Raw genomic sequence first — 16,554 nt, 5'->3', positions numbered from 1 at the left:
TAGGCTAGGGTGCCATGACAGAGCGAAATACCACCAGCGCCGCCCAGGAGGCGGCACAGGCGGAGCGCCGAGCAGCACAAACCATGGATCTGCGTGGGCAGCAGCTGACGCTGTTGATCGCTGTGGCGGCCTATATTGTCTACCTCATCGTTCCTTATGCCGGCTCTGCCCACGGGTGGCAGGTTCTGAGTTTTGGCACCACCGATGACGGGGTGAAGATCTCGCTGATGGAAACCGTCTCCGCGTGGCTCGCGCTACTCGGCGTGGGCGTGCTGACGACGGCGACCTTGCTGACCCGCCGCGCCACCCTCGGGCTGATTGCGTGGATGATGGTGACGGTTTCTTTCTTCGTCAACCTGTGGGGCTTTTGGTACCGCGGCTCCACCGCAGACGGCCCGGCCATTGGCATGTGGGTGGGCATGCTGGCCACCTTCCTGGCCTTCTTGGGCTTTAGCCTCGTCGCCCTGCGCCGCAGCCCGGAGCAACGCGCGGCCGAGGAGAAGGTCCGCGCCTCGGCGGGCCAGCTGGATGAGGTAGGCAAAATCCAGTCCGATATTGCGTCCCCACAGCCGCAGGAGATGCTTATCGATGACCGCCGCAAGAAGGCCGCCGAGCGTCACCGTCACCAGCAGGAGGGCTAAAGGTGCAGCTCCCAGGCTGAGGATTGGGAGATTTCCCGCGCCCCGAGCCGTGCGTATAGCGCGTTCATAGCTGCGTCACCGGCGGCGACGGAACAATAGCAGCGACGCACCTGCGGCCAGACCTGATTGACCTCGTGCAGGGCGGTGAGTTTTGCCAATTGCGCCAAGCCTTGCCGGCGGTGGTCGCGGTCGGTGACGGTGAGGGTCCATTCGCAGACCTCCGGATCCGCAGCCTCATGGCGCGCCAGTTCCGTGAGCGCCACGATGTCGCCGGCGTCATCAATGAGCGCTACGAGCAACGTATGTCCGCGCCGCGAACGCAGGCGTTGGTGCGCCTCCTCCAATCGCTGCCGAGACCACACGATGGGTTCGGTGGACAGGGTGCCGGTATCGGCATCTGCGGAGGCGACCGTTAAAAGGCGCATGACATCGTCGATGTGTTCTTCCGGTATGGCATAGTCCTGCCATACCGCGGCCGAAAGCCCAGGCGGAAAGAGGGCAGCAGCCGACTGTTCTGGAATATCGATGGTTAGTTGCCGCTCACTATGGCGCTGCGTAAAGCCCAGGGATTGATAGACCTCCGCCATCGCGTCGTACTCCGGCGAAGTCTCCGGCGGGTGCAGCAGACCCACGTGCGCGACGCTGCGGCCGAGCTGTTGGGTGATCTTTAAGGCGGTATCTCCCATCCAGGTAGCCACCTTCTGCCCCTTGGCATCAAGGGGTTCTCCGGGCAGTGGCAGATCGCAGAGGACGCACTCGATTTCCGCGGCATTGCGCTCTTCTAAAAGCGGCAGGCTAATGTGGATAAATCCTACATAGTCCAGCTCGGGGCTCGGTGCGGTGGCGGGGATTTGGGGCAGGCCAAGCTCGGAGACAGGACCGAGCGTCGCCGGCGCATCGACCACGGCGAAAAGGTAGGTCTGCGATTCGCCCGAACCTTGCAGGCGGTGCACCACGCGGCTAGGCGAGGTCGAGGCCGCCGCATCCCCACTGGCTTCCTGCGCCGCCAGGTTTGCCCAGAAAACAAAGGATCGGATGCAATCCGCCGGTTCAGCCTCGGATACCTGGGTGGGGCGCGCAATCTGAACGAGGTGCACTATTTATCGTTGACGGCATTGGCAGCGGCATCGGCAAATTCCTGCCATTGCTCCGCCTGCGCGCGCAGCTCCGCGGCCTTCTTCTCTTTGCCCTTAGCTTCCGCGGCCGCGGACTGGGCCTTGAAGTCTTCCACCTTGGCCTGGAACTGGGCCACGCGAGCCTGCGCTTCAGGGTCGGTGCGCCGCCATTCGGATTCTTCCGCCTGGGTGACGCGCTTTTCTAGCTGCTCGATCTTGGATTCGTACTCGCGCACCTGATTGCGGGGCACAAAGCCGATTTCCTCCCACTTTTCCTGCAGCTCGCGCAGCTTAGCCTTGGCCTTGTCCATGCTTTGCGATGGGTCAATCAGGCTATCGTATTCCGCAAGCAGCGCGTCCTTTGCCTTGGCGTTTTCGGCGAACTCGCGGTCCCGCTCGTCGTTGACGGCATTGCGGGCATCAAAGAAGCGGTCCTGAGCGGCGCGGAACTTTGCCCACAGTTGGTCATCGACCTCGCGTGGGGCGCGGCCAGCCGCCTTCCACTCCGCCATGAGATCGCGGTAGGCGTGGGCGGTAGGGCCCCAGTCGGTGGAGTCCTGGATGGCTTCAGCGCGCTCGACGAGTTCTTCCTTCTTCTTTCGCGCCGCCGCGCGGGCGCGATCGAGTTCTGCAAAGTGCGAACCGCGGCGCCTATTGAAGGCATCGCGGGCGCGAGAGTAGCGTTTCCACAGGCCGTCATCGGTCTTCTTATCGATGCCCTTAATCTGCTTCCACTCTTCCAAAATGGCGCGGATGCGGTCACCGGCGGCCTTCCATTCGGTGGAATTTTCGGCAATCTCTTCCGCCTCGGCGGCGAGTTTTTCCTTCGCCGCAATGGCATCCAGTCGGCGCTTTTCCTTATCCGCCTGCGCCTGCTCCCCGGCCACAACGGAGTGATCGATAACCGCGCCCAGGCGGCGATCCAATGCGGCGATATCGCCAATAACCGCAGCGGTAGGCAGGGTCTCGCGCAATTCCGCGGCCGTCTGCTTGATTCCTGCGGCTTCGCTGGGGTTGGCGCGCAGGCGAGCCTCCAAAAGCTCGATCTCGGTGGCTAGATCGTCATAGCGGGCGCCGAAGTGCTCGAGGCCCTCTTGCGCAGAGCCTGCCTGCCATTCCCCAATCTTGCGCTCGCCCTCGGGGGCGGAAACGAAGACGGACCCATCGGCATCGACGCGCCCCCACTTGGTTGGATCGTTCTTGCTCGGAGATTGAACGGGCACGGGCTTGGCTGTAGGGCGGGGGCCCTTCTTGGGCATGGAACCTGGAGTAGGGGTGGGAGACATGGAAAGCCCTCCTAGACATATATCGCCGCGCGTCACGGCTGCCGGATGAAATCACTGGTTACATTACCGCGAAAAATCGCTGTGTGCCTAGAATCTATTTAATTACCTCCTCTTGGGTAGATAGTATGGAGGAATAATGTTCAATCTCATGGTTATGCCCGCCTCGCCGGCGCTGGCAGTCGAGCTAGCTCCCAACGACGCCGCCTCGCGGGCACTGCTCGCGGCAGCGCGCACCTTGGCGGTTGAAGCCGCTGCCGCCGGCATTAACGAGGCAGAAATTATCGGATCCCGCTCCCCACGGTGGCATACTAGCCACACCGGAAGCCTGCGCGCCTGGGGGGCCGACCAAGTGCACGTGGGCGCCGGAAGCTACCTGCCAGAGATCATGGCCCACTACGTCTTGTCCACGGTCCCGCAGATAGCGGTCCGCGATAGCCGTGATCGCTTGGGCGCGCCAGACCCTAAGGTCCTGAGCGTCGTGGTCGCAGACGGCAGCGCGGGCCTTACCGAGAGGGCACCGCTGGCCCTTATCCCCGGCGCGCAGGAGGCGCACCGGTGGTGCGAGGAGGTGCTGATGGGGGCATCGGCAAGCAGCAATGCCGAGAGGCTTCAGCAACGCGGCGTGGAAGAGCCGGAGCTTTGGCTTGAGCTTGCCGGCTGCACGCCCAAGCGCGCGCAGGTGCGGGCGACGGATGCCACCCTCGGAGTAGGCCGCTACGTGGCTGGTTGGGAGGTAGCATGCGCCCCATCGCAGTAGTTGGCCCCACCGCCTCCGGCAAATCTGCGCTCGGGCTGGCCCTAGCCCATGAACTGGGTGGGGAAGTGGTCAATGTCGATTCCATGCAGCTATACCGCGGCATGGATATCGGGACCGCGAAGCTTTCCCCCGCAGAGCGCGAAGGCATTCCGCACCACCAGCTCGATGTCTGGGACGTGACGGAAACCGCCTCCGTGGCGCGCTATCAGCAGGCGGCCTTGCGCGATATCGAGGACATCATGTCCCGCGGTAAGACGCCCATCCTCGTCGGCGGATCCATGCTCTATGCTCAGGCATTGGTGGATGATTGGCAATTCCCGCCCACCGATCCGCAGGTCCGTGCCAAATACGAGGCCCGCCGCGCCGATATCGGAACCGACGCACTCCACGCCGAGCTGGCGCGCGTCGATCCGGCCGCGGCCGCCATCATTGAGGACAAAGACCCCCGGCGCACCGTCCGGGCACTCGAGGTCATCGAGCTGACCGGCAAGCCCTTTAAGGCCAGCCAGCCGCCGAAGAATGGCCCGCCTCGGTGGGGAACCAAGCTGCTGGGGCTGCGCACAGACAGCGAGTGGTTGAACCCGCGCATCGAAAAGCGCACGCGCCTCATGTTTGAGCAAGGCCTCGTCGAAGAAGTAGAGCGCCTGCAGGATAAGGGGCTTGTGGCCGATTCCACCGCCGGCCGCGCGATTGGTTATGCGCAGGTGCTACAAGCCCAGCGCGGCGAGCTGACGTGGGAGGATGCGGTAGAACGCACGATTACTGGCACCCGCCGGTACGTGCGCCGCCAGCGTTCCTGGTTCAACCGCGATAAGCGCATTACCTGGCTCGATGCCGCGGGCGATACTACCGCCGAGGCTTTGCACGCGCTTCGGCGCTAGGGTAGAAGGCATGAAATTTGCCAAAGGCCATGGAACTGAAAATGACTTCGTCATCGTAGAAGACTTCGACGCCGACGTGCCGATTGCACCGGAGCGCGTGGTGGCGCTGTGTGACCGCCGGGCGGGCATCGGCGGCGATGGCCTGTTGCGCGTTGTGCGCGCCGGCGCCCTCGTGGACGCGGGCGAGTTGGCGGCACTTCCGGACGGGGTGGATTCCGCCGACTGGTTTATGGATTACCGCAACGCCGATGGGTCCGTGGCGGAAATGTGCGGCAATGGCACCCGCGTCTTTGCCCACTGGCTGCGCTCGCACGACTTGGTTAGCGAGGACGCATTCACCATCGGCACCCGGGCGGGCGCCAAGCAAGTAACGGTGCATTCCTGCGATGCCACTGCCGCTAGCGTCACCGTGGAGATGGGGCCCGCGCGCGTGACCGGGGTATCTACCGCGTCCGTGGGCGGTGAGTCCTACGCCGGCCTCGGGGTGGATATGGGCAACCCGCACCTCGCCGCCGTCATTCCAGGCCTCGAACCGGAAGCATTGGCCGCCAAGGACCTCACGGCGCCGGTCTACGACGAGTCCTTCTTTCCCGGCGGGGTGAATTTTGAGCTGGTGACCCCGCTGCGGGAGGGGCACGTGCATATGCGCGTCTTCGAGCGCGGGGTTGGGGAGACGCAGTCGTGCGGTACGGGCACGGTCGCGGCAGCTACCGCCGCGCTTGCCGATGCCGCCCAAGCCCTCGGCACCGTCCACGTCCACGTTCCTGGCGGCGAGGTCACCGTTGAGGCCTATGACGGCGGTACGCGCTTGACGGGCCCCTCCGCCATCGTTGCTACGGGAGAAACAAGCCTGTAGAGGCGTTAGTTTCCGTCGTCGATCTGGCGCGTGCGGTAATCCGGGCCGAGCTGGAAGGCCGCGCGGCGGGCCGCCAGCCACGATTCTTTCAGCTCGCGGGCGCGCTCATCGGTGACGCGGAGGAGTGATTCTAACTCCTGCGTGCGCATGCCGTGGGCGTGGATTCTGATATTGAGGCGGCGGAGGAAGCGGCGCGCCCCGGCTAATTCGTAGTGGAACGCATCTATGGCGGGGTGGGAGCAGTCGAGGTCGAGCAGCGCCGGCCGGTACAGCGTGCGATCCGCCAGTGGCTCCGCCTCCGTGGACGTTTCGAATTCCTCGAATTCGGCGATGACGTCCTGGATATCGTCCGCCGAAAGCGAGATGGAGCTGCGCAGGGCCTTTCTTTCCGCGGTATCGGGGCGCGTGCGCAGCATGAACCAGCCCGCGCCCACCAGCATGGCGGCGATGATGAGGCCGGGCAGTTTTAGCGTTACAACGATCGCGATCGCGCAAAGGACAAGCAGGATAAAGACAAGTATCCTCCGGTTTTGCGGATCGCTAAGGAAAGGCATGGCCTAAAAATCTAGTGTCCGCCGCAGCCGCAACCGCCGGATCCGCAACCGCATCCGCCATCGCCGCAGCCGCCGGACGGCATGTCAATAGCGGCGGTGAGCAGGGCCGTACCGGAGATCACGGAATCCTTGGCCGGCAATTCGCCACGGTCCGCCGGCAGGCAGAGATCGAAGGGGAAAAGCCCGTCCATGACGAGGTGCGCGAACTTTTCGCCGGTGAGTTCATTGGTGCGCCATTCGGCTTCCATCACCCGGGCGGCAAAGGTGGCGGCGGGCGTGGGGGCCTGCGCGCCGGAGCCAGAGGCGATGACGCGTGCGCCTTCGGAGTCAAAAAGGGCGGGGTACTCACCGGTCTTGGCCTCGTAGGCAGAAGGGGAGTCGTAGGTGGTGATATCAAGCCCCATTGCGGTCAGCGATACCTGCTGCCAGTCCTGGCGCGGTTCTTCTACCAACAGTGGACCCTGCGCGAGATTCGCCGTGACCTGGGCCAGCGGCGTGCCGAATGGATCGATGATGTCCATGATCGCTAGCACGTCATTAAACATCTCTACGTGGGCAAAACCCTGCGTGACCGCATCGAAACCGATAAAGGTGGCGTAGGGCTCTACCGCCAAGATATTAAGCTGGGCGCCCGAAGGATCACCGTATTGGATGAGCTGGCCACCTCGGACCTCACCGGTTACGGCAAGGCGGTCCGTGGCGATGGCTGCCTCGACCGCGTCCTGCCAGCGTTCGAAATCCAAGCCGATGGCCTGCATTTCGGTATTCTTTTTCTGGGTAGTAGTCGTTGGCCTAGGCTGCGTGGTTTCCATAGGCACCATTGTATCGCTTTGTCCAGTACGCCCGGAAACCGCAATTCCCGTTTTGCCGCCTAACGTGCCAAAATAGATAGCAATATGAACAAATTTTCCCCGCAGAATTCTGATAGCTCCGCGAGCAAGGACGAACTTCTCGCCCAGGCCTTCCGCGACCACGCGGATACCCCGCAGGAAACCACGCCCACCAGCGGCGATCTAGATTTGGCCGAACGCAACGCCTTCCGCCGCGTTACCCGCGAGACCTCCATCCGCGCCGAGGACACCACCGATGGCTACGAGGTGGAATACCGAAAACTGCGCCTCGAGCGCGTTATCCTCGTGGGCGTGTGGACCGAAGGCACCGTAGCGGAGGTTGAGGCCACGATGGATGAGCTGGCGGCCCTAACCGAGACCGCCGGCGCCGACGTAGTCGAAATGATCTACCAAAAGCGCGATAAACCCGACCCGGGCACCTTCATCGGCTCGGGCAAGGTCAAAGAGCTCCACGATATCGTCGAGGCCACTGGGGCCGATACCGTCGTCTGCGATGGTGAGCTAAACCCCGGCCAGCTCACGGCGCTCGAGCGGGCGCTAAATACCAAGGTCATCGACCGCACCATGCTCATCTTGGACATCTTTGCCCAGCACGCAAAGTCCAAGGAAGGCAAGGCGCAGGTCTCGCTAGCACAGCTGGAATACCTCTATACCCACACCCGCGGTTGGGGTGGCAACCTTTCGCGCCAGGCCGGTGGCCGCGCCGGTTCTAATGGCGGCGTGGGCCTGCGCGGTCCCGGTGAAACCAAGATCGAAACCGACCGCCGGCGCATCCGCACCGAGATGGCGCGCCTGCGCAAGGAATTGCGCGGGATGAAAACCGCCCGCGAGGTCAAGCGCTCTCGGCGCCAGTCCTCCACGATCGCTCAGATCGCCATCGCAGGCTACACCAACGCCGGCAAATCTTCGCTCATTAATGCCATGACGAACGCGGGCGTGCTTGTTGAAGACGCGCTTTTTGCCACCTTGGATCCCACCACGCGCCGCGCCTCGCTTGCCGATGGCCGCCAGGTCGTCTTCACCGATACCGTCGGCTTCGTCCGCCACCTGCCCACCCAGCTGGTGGAGGCCTTCAAATCCACCCTGGAAGAGGTGCTCGCCGCCGATATCATGCTGCACGTCGTCGACGGATCGGACCCGTTCCCGCTCAAGCAAATCGAGGCGGTCAATAAGGTCATCTACGATATCGTCAGCGAGACTGGTGAGCAGGCCCCGCCGGAAATCATCGTGATCAATAAGATCGACCAGGCCGATCCGCTTGTGCTCGCGGAGCTGCGCCACGTCCTAGATCATGAGGACGTCGTCTATGTTTCGGCGCGCACGGGGGAGGGCATCGACGAGCTGAGCGCGCGCGTGGAGCTCTTCCTCAACTCCCGCGATAGCCACGTTAAGCTGCAGGTTCCCTTCACCCGCGGCGATGTCGTCTCCCGCGTGCATGCCGAGGGCACCGTGCGCAGCGAGGAATATACCGAAAATGGCACGCTTGTCGATGTCCGTCTGCCTGCCACCACCGCCCGCGAGCTCGCCGAATTCATCGTGGAGGAAGATTCCTAAAATTCGTGCTCCATGGCCCATAATGGTGGTTCGTGAGCATACTAGGTTGGACCGTCCACGGCGACGGTAAGAAGATTGCACCAGGCGCCGTGGTCGCGCCCGAGGAACGTTTAAGCTGGGGCCGAACCATTGGCATCGGCATGCAGCATGTGGTGGCGATGTTTGGTGCCACGCTGCTGGTGCCCACCCTGACCGGATTTCCGGTCAATACCACGCTGCTATTTTCCGGCATCGGCACCATCCTCTTCCTGCTGATTACGCGCAATCGCCTGCCGTCCTACTTGGGCTCGTCGTTTGCTTTCATCGCTCCGCTGACAGCCTCGCAGCAATACGGGATTGCGGCGCAGGCCGGATCCATTCTGGTGACCGGTTTGGTGCTGGTGGCGGTCGGTATCGTGGTCAAGGCTGCCGGCAGGCGGGTGCTCGATGCTGTGATGCCACCGGCGGTTACCGGCGCCATCGTCGCGCTCATCGGGCTTAACTTGGCACCGAATGCGACCGAAAACTTCGCCAGCCAGCCGTTGGTAGCAGGCATTACGCTGCTGGTTATTCTCTTGGCCACTGTGGCCGGGCGCGGCATGGTCTCGCGCCTGTCCATCCTCATCGGAGTGGTCGTCGGCTGGATTTTCGCCGCCCTGACCGGCAACTTGGGCGAGGATGCCAAGGCCGCCATCGATGCCGCCCCGTGGGTAGGACTGCCCGAATTCCATGCCCCTGAGTTCCATCTTTCGGCCATCGCCGTGGCCCTGCCGGTGCTCGTGGTGCTGATTGCGGAAAACGTCGGCCACGTCAAGGCCGTTTCTTAGATGACCAACCGCGATTTGGACGACCTTGCCGGCGATGCCCTGATTGCCGATGGCCTCGCCTCCTCCCTCGCCGGTGGTTTCGGCGGCTCCGGTACCACCACCTATGCCGAGAATATCGGCGTCATGGCCGCCACGCGCGTCTATTCCACCGCCGCGTATTGGGTTGCGGCCCTGACCGCCATCTTGTTGGCCTTCGTCCCGAAGTTCGGCGCGCTGATTTTTACCATCCCCACCGGCGTGCTCGGCGGGGCCACCCTGGTGCTCTACGGCCTTATCGGCATGTTGGGCGTGCGCATCTGGATGGATAATGAGGTCAACTTCAATAACCCGGTGAACCTGACCGCGGCCGCGGTGGCCTTGATCGCGGGCATCGGCAACCTGACGCTGACCGTGGGCGGGGTGAGCTTGGAGGGCATCGCCTGGGGCTCGGTCGGCATCATCGTTGCCTATCCGATCATGCGGAAGCTGTACGAAACCGTGGGCGAAGGCCACGACGCTAAATACTAAATTCTGTGGATAACTTTGTTGAACCCGCCGCGAAATAGGGCCGTAGCGGTACGGTTTGCAGCCTAATCCACAGGCCTTCGTGCGTGCGGTCGCGGCTGCGCCGGGTTCTGCGCTGTACTAGGCGGCATGAACGCACTCGACCGTTACTTATCCGCGCTGGGCCAGGGGATGGACATCATCGCCGCCGCCCAGGGCTTAAGCGAGCGCGACTTGGTGGAGCGCGGTGCCAGCGACGTCGCCGCGCGCGATGTGGTGCAGCTTTGCGATATCTATTTTGGCCGCAGTGCCTTTAGCGCCAAGCAACGCACGGCCCGCTCGACGACGCACCCACTAGACGTGCTCACCCTGATCGAGAAATTCGCACTGCGCGCTCGCACCCAGCGCGATGCCTGGGCCGTGCGCTCCGAGTTGTGTAAATTTCGCGGCAGCGCCACGGCCTTGCGCAAACGGGCGCGCGCCATGTTGCGGGAGCTCCAACCGCCCCGCACTCCCAAGAAAGGAGTGCGCATTACCCGCCGGCCGCGCGGACCGTGGTCGTTGACCATTACCGGGGAATCCGCCGATGTCGCCGATATGCACGCCGCCCTTGATAACCAGAGCCCACTGGACTCAGTTAAGTCCATCTTCTTCGGCGGGAAATCTGGGGCGCGCACCACTGCGAGCACGCAGGTGGTCATCACCTTGGACGAGCTCGATCGCATCGTTGACGGCGATGGCGAGGAAATAACCCTGCAGCTCACCAATGGCTCGCGAATCAGTGGTGCTGACCTCGTGAGCCGGGTTTTAAGCGATCACGGATACATCACGCTTGTGCATCCCGTTGAGGGACCGGTCAATTTGTACCGCACGTCCCGGTTCGCCAACGCGAAGCAGCGGTTGATGGCTGCCGCAGTCAATCCCGTATGTCCCTGGGAAAAGTGCAACTATCCTGCGGATGAGTGCCAGATCCACCACCTAGAAAGCTGGCAGCACGGTGGCAATACCAATGCCGCTAATCTCGCTACCTGCTGCCCGTACCACAACGGCGTTAACGACGATGACCCGAAGGCGCCACCGCGGCGCGGGCGATTGGCCCGAATACCAGGAAAGGTTCGTTGGCTTCCTCCCTGGGCCACGCCTCCCGGAAGCCCTAACGGAAACGACCGGCCGACGACCGATGGCCGCAATTGAGTGCTGCACTAACGAGTTAAATCTGCTCACAGGGGTAGCGAAGAACTGCCTGCGGATCGCAAAAGCTCCCCGCCATCAAGGCGAGGAGCGTACGAATCGTGCTTAAACGCTAGTTATGAGCAGCAGCGTTTAGGAAGCATCAAGATCCTGCTCGATGAGGCCGGCGATCTTCTCAACGGCTTCTTCGTTGTCAGAGGTAACGGTGACCTCGTCGCCCTGCTCAGCACCGAGGGCCATGATCATCAGGGAAGAAGCGGCGTCGGTTTCGTTATCGTCATCTTCACCAACAAGGTTCAGGAAAATGTCCTCGTCGAATTCGCCGGCAGCGTCAGCAATGATGGAGGCAGGACGTGCGTGCAGTCCTACGGAGGAGCCGACCTTTACAGTCTTGGAAGCCATGGAATTTATCCTTTCTGTGGTTAATTTATCGTGATCCAGTGTACGAGTGTTTGGTTTATGCCGCCACGTTCTGGGAACTGGTCTTGGGCTCTGGAGCAGCCTTTTGAGCAGCTTGCTGGACGGTTTTATTTGGACAGAATTGCTTCATGGCCAAGACTGCGACGGTGGATACCGCCACGCCGGCAAGGATTGCGACCAGGTAAGCCCAGAACGGATCGATAGCGAAGGCGACGAAGACACCACCGTGCGGGGCACGGGACTCGACCGACAGCGCCATGGAGATAGCACCCGTCACGGCACCACCGGCCATCATAGAAGGGATGACGCGGAACGGATCGGCCGCGGCGAACGGAATGGCGCCTTCGGAGACGAAGGACAGGCCGAGCAGCCAGGCGGACTTACCGTTTTCCTGCTCAGCAGGAGTAAACAGTGACTTGCGAATGAAGGTTGCCAAGGACAGTGCGATGGGCGGAACCATGCCGGCGGCCATGACCGCGGCCATGATTTGCATGGAGGCTACATCGCCAGTGGACAAGCCCGCGGTGGCAAAGAGATAGGCGGCCTTGTTGACCGGGCCACCCAGGTCGACGCACATCATCAGGCCCAAGATGATGCCGAGCACTACGGCAGAAGACCCGGACATGGACGACAGCCAATCTTGCAGGCCCTCCATCAGCGCAGCCAGTGGGGCGCCCAATAGCAGGTACATCGCCAGGCCAACGACCAGGGAGGTCAAAAGCGGAATGATGACCACCGGCATGAGGGAACCGAGCCAGCGCGGGACTTTCCAATTGCCAATCCACAGGGCGATAAAGCCGGCCAACAAACCGGTCACCAGGCCACCGATAAAGCCCGCGTCGAGGGTTACGGCGATAGCACCGCCGACGAAGCCCGGCGCAATACCCGGGCGTCCGGCTAGGGCGTAGGCGATATAGCCAGAAAGTGCGGCGACAATAAAGCCCATTGCGGCTTGGCCGATGGCAAAGAGTACCGCGCCTATATAAAGCGAGTAGCCGGAATGCTCGAACGACATCGTCTCGCCGTCGACGATGATGTCATTGCCCGGCAGGTTGGAGAGGGAGTAATTGGTGGAAAGTGCCTGCCAGCCATTGGCCATATCGGCGCCACCGAAGAGGAATCCGAGGGCGAGCAGCAGGCCGCCGGCGGCGACGAACGGCACCATGTAGGACACACCGGTCATAATCGCCTGCTGGATGCGCTTGCCCCAACCCAGCGACTGGCCCTCTTCTTCGGCGGAGGAAGAAGTAGCCGTGCCAGAAACCTTGCGGGCATTCGGGTTCTTTGCCGCCGCAATGGCTTCATCGAGCATCTTGCCGGGCTCGTTGATGGCGCGCTTGACGCCGGATTCGATGACGGGTTTGCCCGCGAAGCGCTCGCGGTCGCGCACGCCGACGTCCGTGGCAAAGATGACGGCATCGGCAGCATCGATGGTGGACTGCGAGACCGATTCATTATTGGACGAGCCCTGGGTTTCGACGGTAAGATCGACGTCGTCGCGCTCGCCGGCGGTCTGGGTGAGGGCATCGGCAGCCATGTAGGTGTGCGCGATGCCGGTTGGGCAGGCTGTGATGGCAACGATGCGGGTAGCTTGCGCCGAAGCACCCGCGCTAGCCGATGCCCCTTCCACAGTCCCAGCTGCAGCCTCCGCAGTGTTCTGCTTTTTCTTCTTCGGCTTTTCCGCGTTGACGACGGCGAGGATTTCTTTGACGATTTCTTCCTTCGTCGTCGCGGTGCGCAGGGCCTCTAGGAAGTCCTTGCGCACGAGGGCGCGGGCGAGCTTGGAAAGAATCTGCAGGTGGGCCTTGCCGCCGCCAGCAGGTGCGGCAATGAGAAAGACTAACTGGGCATCGTCGTCGGGGCCGGAAAAATCCACGCCGCGGGACAGGCGGGCGAAAGCCAACGTCGGCTCGGTGACGGCCTCGGAACGGCAGTGGGGGATAGCCACGCCGCCAGGTACGCCAGTACCGGCCTTGGCTTCGCGGTCGATGGCGGGCTGGGCGAGGCCTTCGACCTCGGTTGCGCGCCCGGTATCGTGCACCAGGGTGGCGAGGTTGGTGATTACGGAATCGACGCTATCGCCGAAGTCGGCGTCGAGCGCTACCAGTTCGGTAGTGATGAGATCGGATGCCATGATGGAAGGCTCCTTTAGCTATAGAGCGGAGATGGAGGTGTGGGCGGTATCGAGTTCTTCGGGGCGGGGGAATTGGGTGCCCGGTTTTGCGGCCGCAGCGGTGCCATAAGCCACCGAGAGTGCGAGGGAATCTGCTGGGCCTTGCCCCTGCGTGCGCCCTAATAGGTATCCGGCCAACGCGGCATCACCCGCGCCGACCGTGGATTTCACCGTGGCGGGAGGCGGGGTGGCAGCCCATGCGCCGTCTGCGTTTACCAGCACGGCGCCGGCGCCGCCGAGGGTGACAAGGACTTCCTTGATGCCGCGCTTTACGACATCCCTTGCAGCCTCCACGACCGGGCTATAATCCCCGGCCGCAGCGGCGCGCTCGAGGGCGAGGCCATCCTGACCGGTGAGCTGCCCCAGTTCGAAGCCGTTGGGTTTGATGAGGTCTGGGGCTGCGGAATCGAGCTGCTGGGCGATGGCCCTCATCGGGGCATCAGAGGTATCCACGGCGATGCGCGCCTGCGGGGCGGCAGTGCGGATCTCCTTGATGAGGTCGGTATACCAGCCAGCGTCTACGCCCTTGGGCAGCGATCCGGCAAGGGCTACCCAATCGGCAGATTGGGCATGGCGGGTAAGGGTGGCGATGAGGTGGTTTTGGGTGGCATCGGAAAGCAGCGGGCCAGGGCCGTTGACCTTGGTGGTCGTGCCATCTGGCTCGGTGATGGTGGTATTGACGCGCACGCCGCCATCCATGTCCACGTGGGCGTAGGGGAGATCGACGTCGTGGATGAGGTTGATGAACGGATCGGCCGCGCGGGCGGGGAAGAGGGCTAGGGTTTCTTTCCCGGCGAGGTGAACCGCGTGGGCGACGTTGACGCCTTTACCGCCGGCAACCTGGGTAACACTGGCGGCGCGGTGGACATCGCCTGAGGCCAAAGGCTGATTGAGCGCCAGGGTGGCGTCGATGCTTGGGTTTGGGGTGAGCGTGAGGATCATCGAGAGCTTATCCCTTTCGCAGAGTGCGTATATTGGGGGCCACACGCAGTCGGTCCGGTTGGAACACGCGCTTAAGCCCGCCAATAATGTTTATTCTTGCCCGATTGTGTTGGAAAGTCAATAGAAACCGTGTGGCATACATTGCATTTCTGTTGGATTTGTGATGATCTGGAAATAAATAAGCCGCTATCTTCGAAGGAAGTATCGCCATGGAAAATACGCTTCAGTCCACTGTTAAAGGAACCGGCGTTGTCGCTGGAGTCGCCTATGCAGAAGCCGTATGGGTCCGCCCCCGCCCGGACCTTCCTACTGAAGGAAGTATTGACCAAGAGGCCAGCAGCGAAGCCGAATACGATCGCTTCCTCGAGGCAGTCGATATCGTTGCCAGTCGCTTGGAAAACCGCGCCGCAGCCGCGGAGGGCCAAGCCTCGGAAGTGCTGACCGCAACCGCTGGCATGGTCAAGGACCGTGGCTGGCACAAGGCCGTGCGCAAGAACATCCGCTCCGGCAAGAATGCCGAGTTCGCCACGGTGGGAGCCACGGACAAGTTCGTCACCATGTTTGAGGCGGCCGGCGGCGTTATGGCTGAGCGCACCACCGATCTGAAGGACGTGCGCGACCGCGTCATCGCCCAGCTGCGCGGCGAGCAGGAGCCCGGTTTGCCCATGGTGGAAGGCCAAGCGGTACTTTTTGCCGATGACCTCGCGCCTGCCGATACAGCCACCCTGGATACCGCGCATATCCGCGCGCTCGTTACCGAGTTGGGCGGGCCCACCAGCCACACCGCGATCATCGCTCGCCAGCTCGATATTCCGTGCATCGTTGCCGTGGGAAATAAGCTGCGGGAGATCGAAAGCGGCACGCTTGTCTTCGTAGACGGTGCCCTCGGCACCGTGACGCTGGGCGCGGACGAGGCAGAATCCACCAAGGCGGTCGAAGAATATCGCGAGCGCGCCGCCCGCGTGGCCGAATGGACTGGGCCGGCGCAAACTAAGGACGGCCACCGCGTGCAGCTTTTAGCCAACGTGGCCGATGGCAACGCCGCCCGCATTGCCTCTGACTCGCAGGCAGAGGGTATTGGCCTCTACCGAACGGAGCTGTCGTTCCTTTCCGCGAGCGAGGAGCCTTCCGTTGACGAGCAGGCAAAGATTTACAGAAAGGTCTTCAACGCCTACCCCGATTCCAAGGTCGTGGTGCGCACCTTGGATGCTGGCTCCGATAAGCCGATTTCTTATGCCACGTTGTCCTCTGAGGAGAACCCGGCGCTGGGTGTGCGCGGTCTGCGCATTGCCCGCGATAACGAATCCCTCTTGACGCGCCAGTTGGATGCGATCGCACAGGCTGCGGAGTCCCGCGGCGAAGCTGCCGAGACCTGGGTCATGGCACCGATGGTGGCGACGTCGAAGGAGGCCCAGTGGTTTGCGGAGCTGTGCCGGGAGCGTGGCCTGACCGCGGGCGCGATGATTGAGGTGCCCGCAGCAGCGCTGATGGCAGATAAGATCATGCCGCATCTGGACTTCGTATCCATCGGCACCAACGATCTCACCCAGTACACGATGGCCGCTGACCGCTTGTCGCCACAGCTTGCTTACCTCACCGATCCGTGGCAGCCGGCCGTGCTTCGTCTGATCCAGCACACCTGCATCGCTGGACACGAATACAACGTCCCGGTTGGCGTCTGCGGTGAGGCCGCCGCCGATCCGCTACTGGCTTGCGTATTGACCGGCCTTGGCGTCAACTCCTTGTCGGCTGCATCGACCGCAGTAGCCGGCGTCGGTGCCCAATTAGCCGAGTTGACCTTCGACCAGTGCCAGCAGCTTGCCGATGCCGCCCTCAATTCCGAAGGTCCCTCCGCCGCCCGTGCCGCGGCGATGGAGCAGATAGAAAAATTCAACTAGCGGCATAAAGCTTCGCCCTCCCCACCTCGGTGAACTGGCCCCCGAAAGTTGGACTGGTTTAATTCTAGCTGATGAGGGGTTCAAGGGTCTGATTCCGATATTGCATCGGGGTCAGGCCCTTGAGTCGTTGTTGGATGCGTTCGGTG

General features: G+C 62.6%; 15 protein-coding genes and 1 pseudogene. 8 read left to right on the top strand and 8 right to left on the bottom strand.

What is annotated here, in order from left to right; translation table 11 throughout:
- Window positions 1-14: 14 nt before the first annotated feature.
- A complete protein-coding gene (locus ABRP64_RS06060; RefSeq protein ID WP_284853255.1) occupies window positions 15-641 on the top strand; it encodes an Rv2732c family membrane protein in 627 nt (208 codons plus the stop codon).
- Here ABRP64_RS06060 and ABRP64_RS06055 read toward each other — a convergent pair.
- Both ABRP64_RS06055 and ABRP64_RS06050 read right to left on the bottom strand, forming a co-directional pair.
- The gene (locus tag ABRP64_RS06055) at window positions 638-1,738 is read right to left on the bottom strand and encodes a GNAT family N-acetyltransferase (protein WP_284853254.1); all 1,101 of its coding nucleotides are present in this window, start codon (window positions 1,736-1,738) and stop codon (window positions 638-640) included. The two genes, ABRP64_RS06060 and ABRP64_RS06055, sit on opposite strands and share 4 nt — an antisense overlap.
- Window positions 1,738-3,042: a DUF349 domain-containing protein gene (locus tag ABRP64_RS06050; protein ID WP_349865822.1), complete on the bottom strand. Its 1,305-nt coding sequence runs from the start codon at window positions 3,040-3,042 to the stop codon at window positions 1,738-1,740. Before ABRP64_RS06050 ends, ABRP64_RS06055 begins: the two co-directional genes overlap by 1 nt.
- A 136-nt stretch (window positions 3,043-3,178) precedes the next feature.
- Between ABRP64_RS06050 and ABRP64_RS06045 the strand changes: the two genes are divergently transcribed.
- From ABRP64_RS06045 to dapF, 3 genes are read left to right on the top strand one after another with little or no spacing between them, the layout of a single operon-like run.
- Window positions 3,179-3,799 carry a protein-L-isoaspartate O-methyltransferase family protein gene (locus tag ABRP64_RS06045; RefSeq protein ID WP_349865820.1) on the top strand — a complete coding sequence of 207 codons (621 nt, stop codon included), beginning with the start codon at window positions 3,179-3,181 and terminating at the stop codon, window positions 3,797-3,799.
- The gene (gene miaA / locus ABRP64_RS06040) at window positions 3,781-4,680 is read left to right on the top strand and encodes a tRNA (adenosine(37)-N6)-dimethylallyltransferase MiaA (RefSeq protein ID WP_284769650.1); all 900 of its coding nucleotides are present in this window, start codon (window positions 3,781-3,783) and stop codon (window positions 4,678-4,680) included. The genes ABRP64_RS06045 and miaA overlap by 19 nt, the downstream gene beginning before the upstream one ends.
- A gap of 10 nt (window positions 4,681-4,690) precedes the next feature.
- The gene (gene dapF / locus ABRP64_RS06035) at window positions 4,691-5,536 is read left to right on the top strand and encodes a diaminopimelate epimerase (RefSeq protein WP_349865818.1); all 846 of its coding nucleotides are present in this window, start codon (window positions 4,691-4,693) and stop codon (window positions 5,534-5,536) included.
- Between the two features lie 5 nt (window positions 5,537-5,541).
- Here dapF and ABRP64_RS06030 read toward each other — a convergent pair whose 3' ends face one another.
- Window positions 5,542-6,090 (bottom strand): hypothetical protein, encoded by a 549-nt coding sequence (locus ABRP64_RS06030; protein WP_349865816.1) that lies wholly within the window; start codon window positions 6,088-6,090, stop codon window positions 5,542-5,544.
- Between the two features lie 11 nt (window positions 6,091-6,101).
- The gene (locus ABRP64_RS06025) at window positions 6,102-6,911 is read right to left on the bottom strand and encodes a hypothetical protein (protein WP_349865814.1); all 810 of its coding nucleotides are present in this window, start codon (window positions 6,909-6,911) and stop codon (window positions 6,102-6,104) included.
- 75 nt (window positions 6,912-6,986) lie between these two features.
- On the opposite strand from ABRP64_RS06025, the gene hflX reads away from it, so the two are divergent.
- From hflX to ABRP64_RS06010, 3 genes and pseudogenes are all read left to right on the top strand, one after another.
- Window positions 6,987-8,495 carry a GTPase HflX gene (gene hflX / locus ABRP64_RS06020; RefSeq protein ID WP_284899596.1) on the top strand — a complete coding sequence of 503 codons (1,509 nt, stop codon included), beginning with the start codon at window positions 6,987-6,989 and terminating at the stop codon, window positions 8,493-8,495.
- Between the two features lie 32 nt (window positions 8,496-8,527).
- Window positions 8,528-9,808: pseudogene (locus ABRP64_RS06015) on the top strand (uracil-xanthine permease family protein).
- A 126-nt stretch (window positions 9,809-9,934) separates the two neighbouring features.
- On the top strand, window positions 9,935-10,978 hold the full coding sequence (locus ABRP64_RS06010; RefSeq protein WP_349865812.1) for an HNH endonuclease signature motif containing protein: 1,044 nt from the start codon (window positions 9,935-9,937) through the stop codon (window positions 10,976-10,978).
- Between the two features lie 129 nt (window positions 10,979-11,107).
- Here ABRP64_RS06010 and ABRP64_RS06005 read toward each other — a convergent pair whose 3' ends face one another.
- From ABRP64_RS06005 to ABRP64_RS05995, 3 genes are read right to left on the bottom strand one after another with little or no spacing between them, the layout of a single operon-like run.
- Window positions 11,108-11,377 (bottom strand): HPr family phosphocarrier protein, encoded by a 270-nt coding sequence (locus ABRP64_RS06005; protein WP_023022720.1) that lies wholly within the window; start codon window positions 11,375-11,377, stop codon window positions 11,108-11,110.
- A gap of 55 nt (window positions 11,378-11,432) precedes the next feature.
- The gene (locus ABRP64_RS06000; RefSeq protein WP_349865810.1) at window positions 11,433-13,529 is read right to left on the bottom strand and encodes a PTS fructose transporter subunit IIABC; all 2,097 of its coding nucleotides are present in this window, start codon (window positions 13,527-13,529) and stop codon (window positions 11,433-11,435) included.
- A gap of 18 nt (window positions 13,530-13,547) precedes the next feature.
- The gene (locus ABRP64_RS05995; protein ID WP_284864375.1) at window positions 13,548-14,510 is read right to left on the bottom strand and encodes a 1-phosphofructokinase family hexose kinase; all 963 of its coding nucleotides are present in this window, start codon (window positions 14,508-14,510) and stop codon (window positions 13,548-13,550) included.
- A gap of 209 nt (window positions 14,511-14,719) precedes the next feature.
- On the opposite strand from ABRP64_RS05995, the gene ptsP reads away from it, so the two are divergent.
- Window positions 14,720-16,408: a phosphoenolpyruvate--protein phosphotransferase gene (gene ptsP / locus ABRP64_RS05990; RefSeq protein WP_284769659.1), complete on the top strand. Its 1,689-nt coding sequence runs from the start codon at window positions 14,720-14,722 to the stop codon at window positions 16,406-16,408.
- Between the two features lie 64 nt (window positions 16,409-16,472).
- Here the strand turns inward: ptsP and ABRP64_RS05985 are convergent.
- On the bottom strand, window positions 16,473-16,554 hold an 82-nt coding region (locus ABRP64_RS05985), incomplete at its 5' end, for an IS3 family transposase (RefSeq protein WP_349865860.1).

Origin of the sequence: Corynebacterium sp. KPL4015 (assembly GCF_040225725.1) — a bacterium.
Taxonomy (GTDB): Bacteria; Actinomycetota; Actinomycetes; order Mycobacteriales; family Mycobacteriaceae; genus Corynebacterium; species Corynebacterium rhinophilum.
The sequence above is the reverse complement of the archived record's forward strand: the minus strand, read 5'-3'. Positions and strand labels throughout refer to the sequence as shown.

What these genes read in the sequence shown, in the direction of transcription:
- ABRP64_RS06030 (WP_349865816.1), bottom strand. Translation starts at nt 6,090, where the DNA reads ATGCCTTTCCTTAGCGATCCGCAAAACCGGAGGATACTTGTCTTTATC.
- ABRP64_RS06060 (WP_284853255.1), top strand. Translation starts at nt 15, where the DNA reads ATGACAGAGCGAAATACCACCAGCGCCGCCCAGGAGGCGGCACAGGCG.
- miaA (WP_284769650.1), top strand. Translation starts at nt 3,781, where the DNA reads ATGCGCCCCATCGCAGTAGTTGGCCCCACCGCCTCCGGCAAATCTGCG.
- ABRP64_RS06045 (WP_349865820.1), top strand. Translation starts at nt 3,179, where the DNA reads ATGTTCAATCTCATGGTTATGCCCGCCTCGCCGGCGCTGGCAGTCGAG.
- ABRP64_RS06010 (WP_349865812.1), top strand. Translation starts at nt 9,935, where the DNA reads ATGAACGCACTCGACCGTTACTTATCCGCGCTGGGCCAGGGGATGGAC.
- ABRP64_RS06000 (WP_349865810.1), bottom strand. Translation starts at nt 13,529, where the DNA reads ATGGCATCCGATCTCATCACTACCGAACTGGTAGCGCTCGACGCCGAC.
- ABRP64_RS06025 (WP_349865814.1), bottom strand. Translation starts at nt 6,911, where the DNA reads ATGGTGCCTATGGAAACCACGCAGCCTAGGCCAACGACTACTACCCAG.
- hflX (WP_284899596.1), top strand. Translation starts at nt 6,987, where the DNA reads ATGAACAAATTTTCCCCGCAGAATTCTGATAGCTCCGCGAGCAAGGAC.
- ABRP64_RS06050 (WP_349865822.1), bottom strand. Translation starts at nt 3,042, where the DNA reads ATGTCTCCCACCCCTACTCCAGGTTCCATGCCCAAGAAGGGCCCCCGC.
- dapF (WP_349865818.1), top strand. Translation starts at nt 4,691, where the DNA reads ATGAAATTTGCCAAAGGCCATGGAACTGAAAATGACTTCGTCATCGTA.
- ABRP64_RS06005 (WP_023022720.1), bottom strand. Translation starts at nt 11,377, where the DNA reads ATGGCTTCCAAGACTGTAAAGGTCGGCTCCTCCGTAGGACTGCACGCA.
- ABRP64_RS05995 (WP_284864375.1), bottom strand. Translation starts at nt 14,510, where the DNA reads ATGATCCTCACGCTCACCCCAAACCCAAGCATCGACGCCACCCTGGCG.
- ptsP (WP_284769659.1), top strand. Translation starts at nt 14,720, where the DNA reads ATGGAAAATACGCTTCAGTCCACTGTTAAAGGAACCGGCGTTGTCGCT.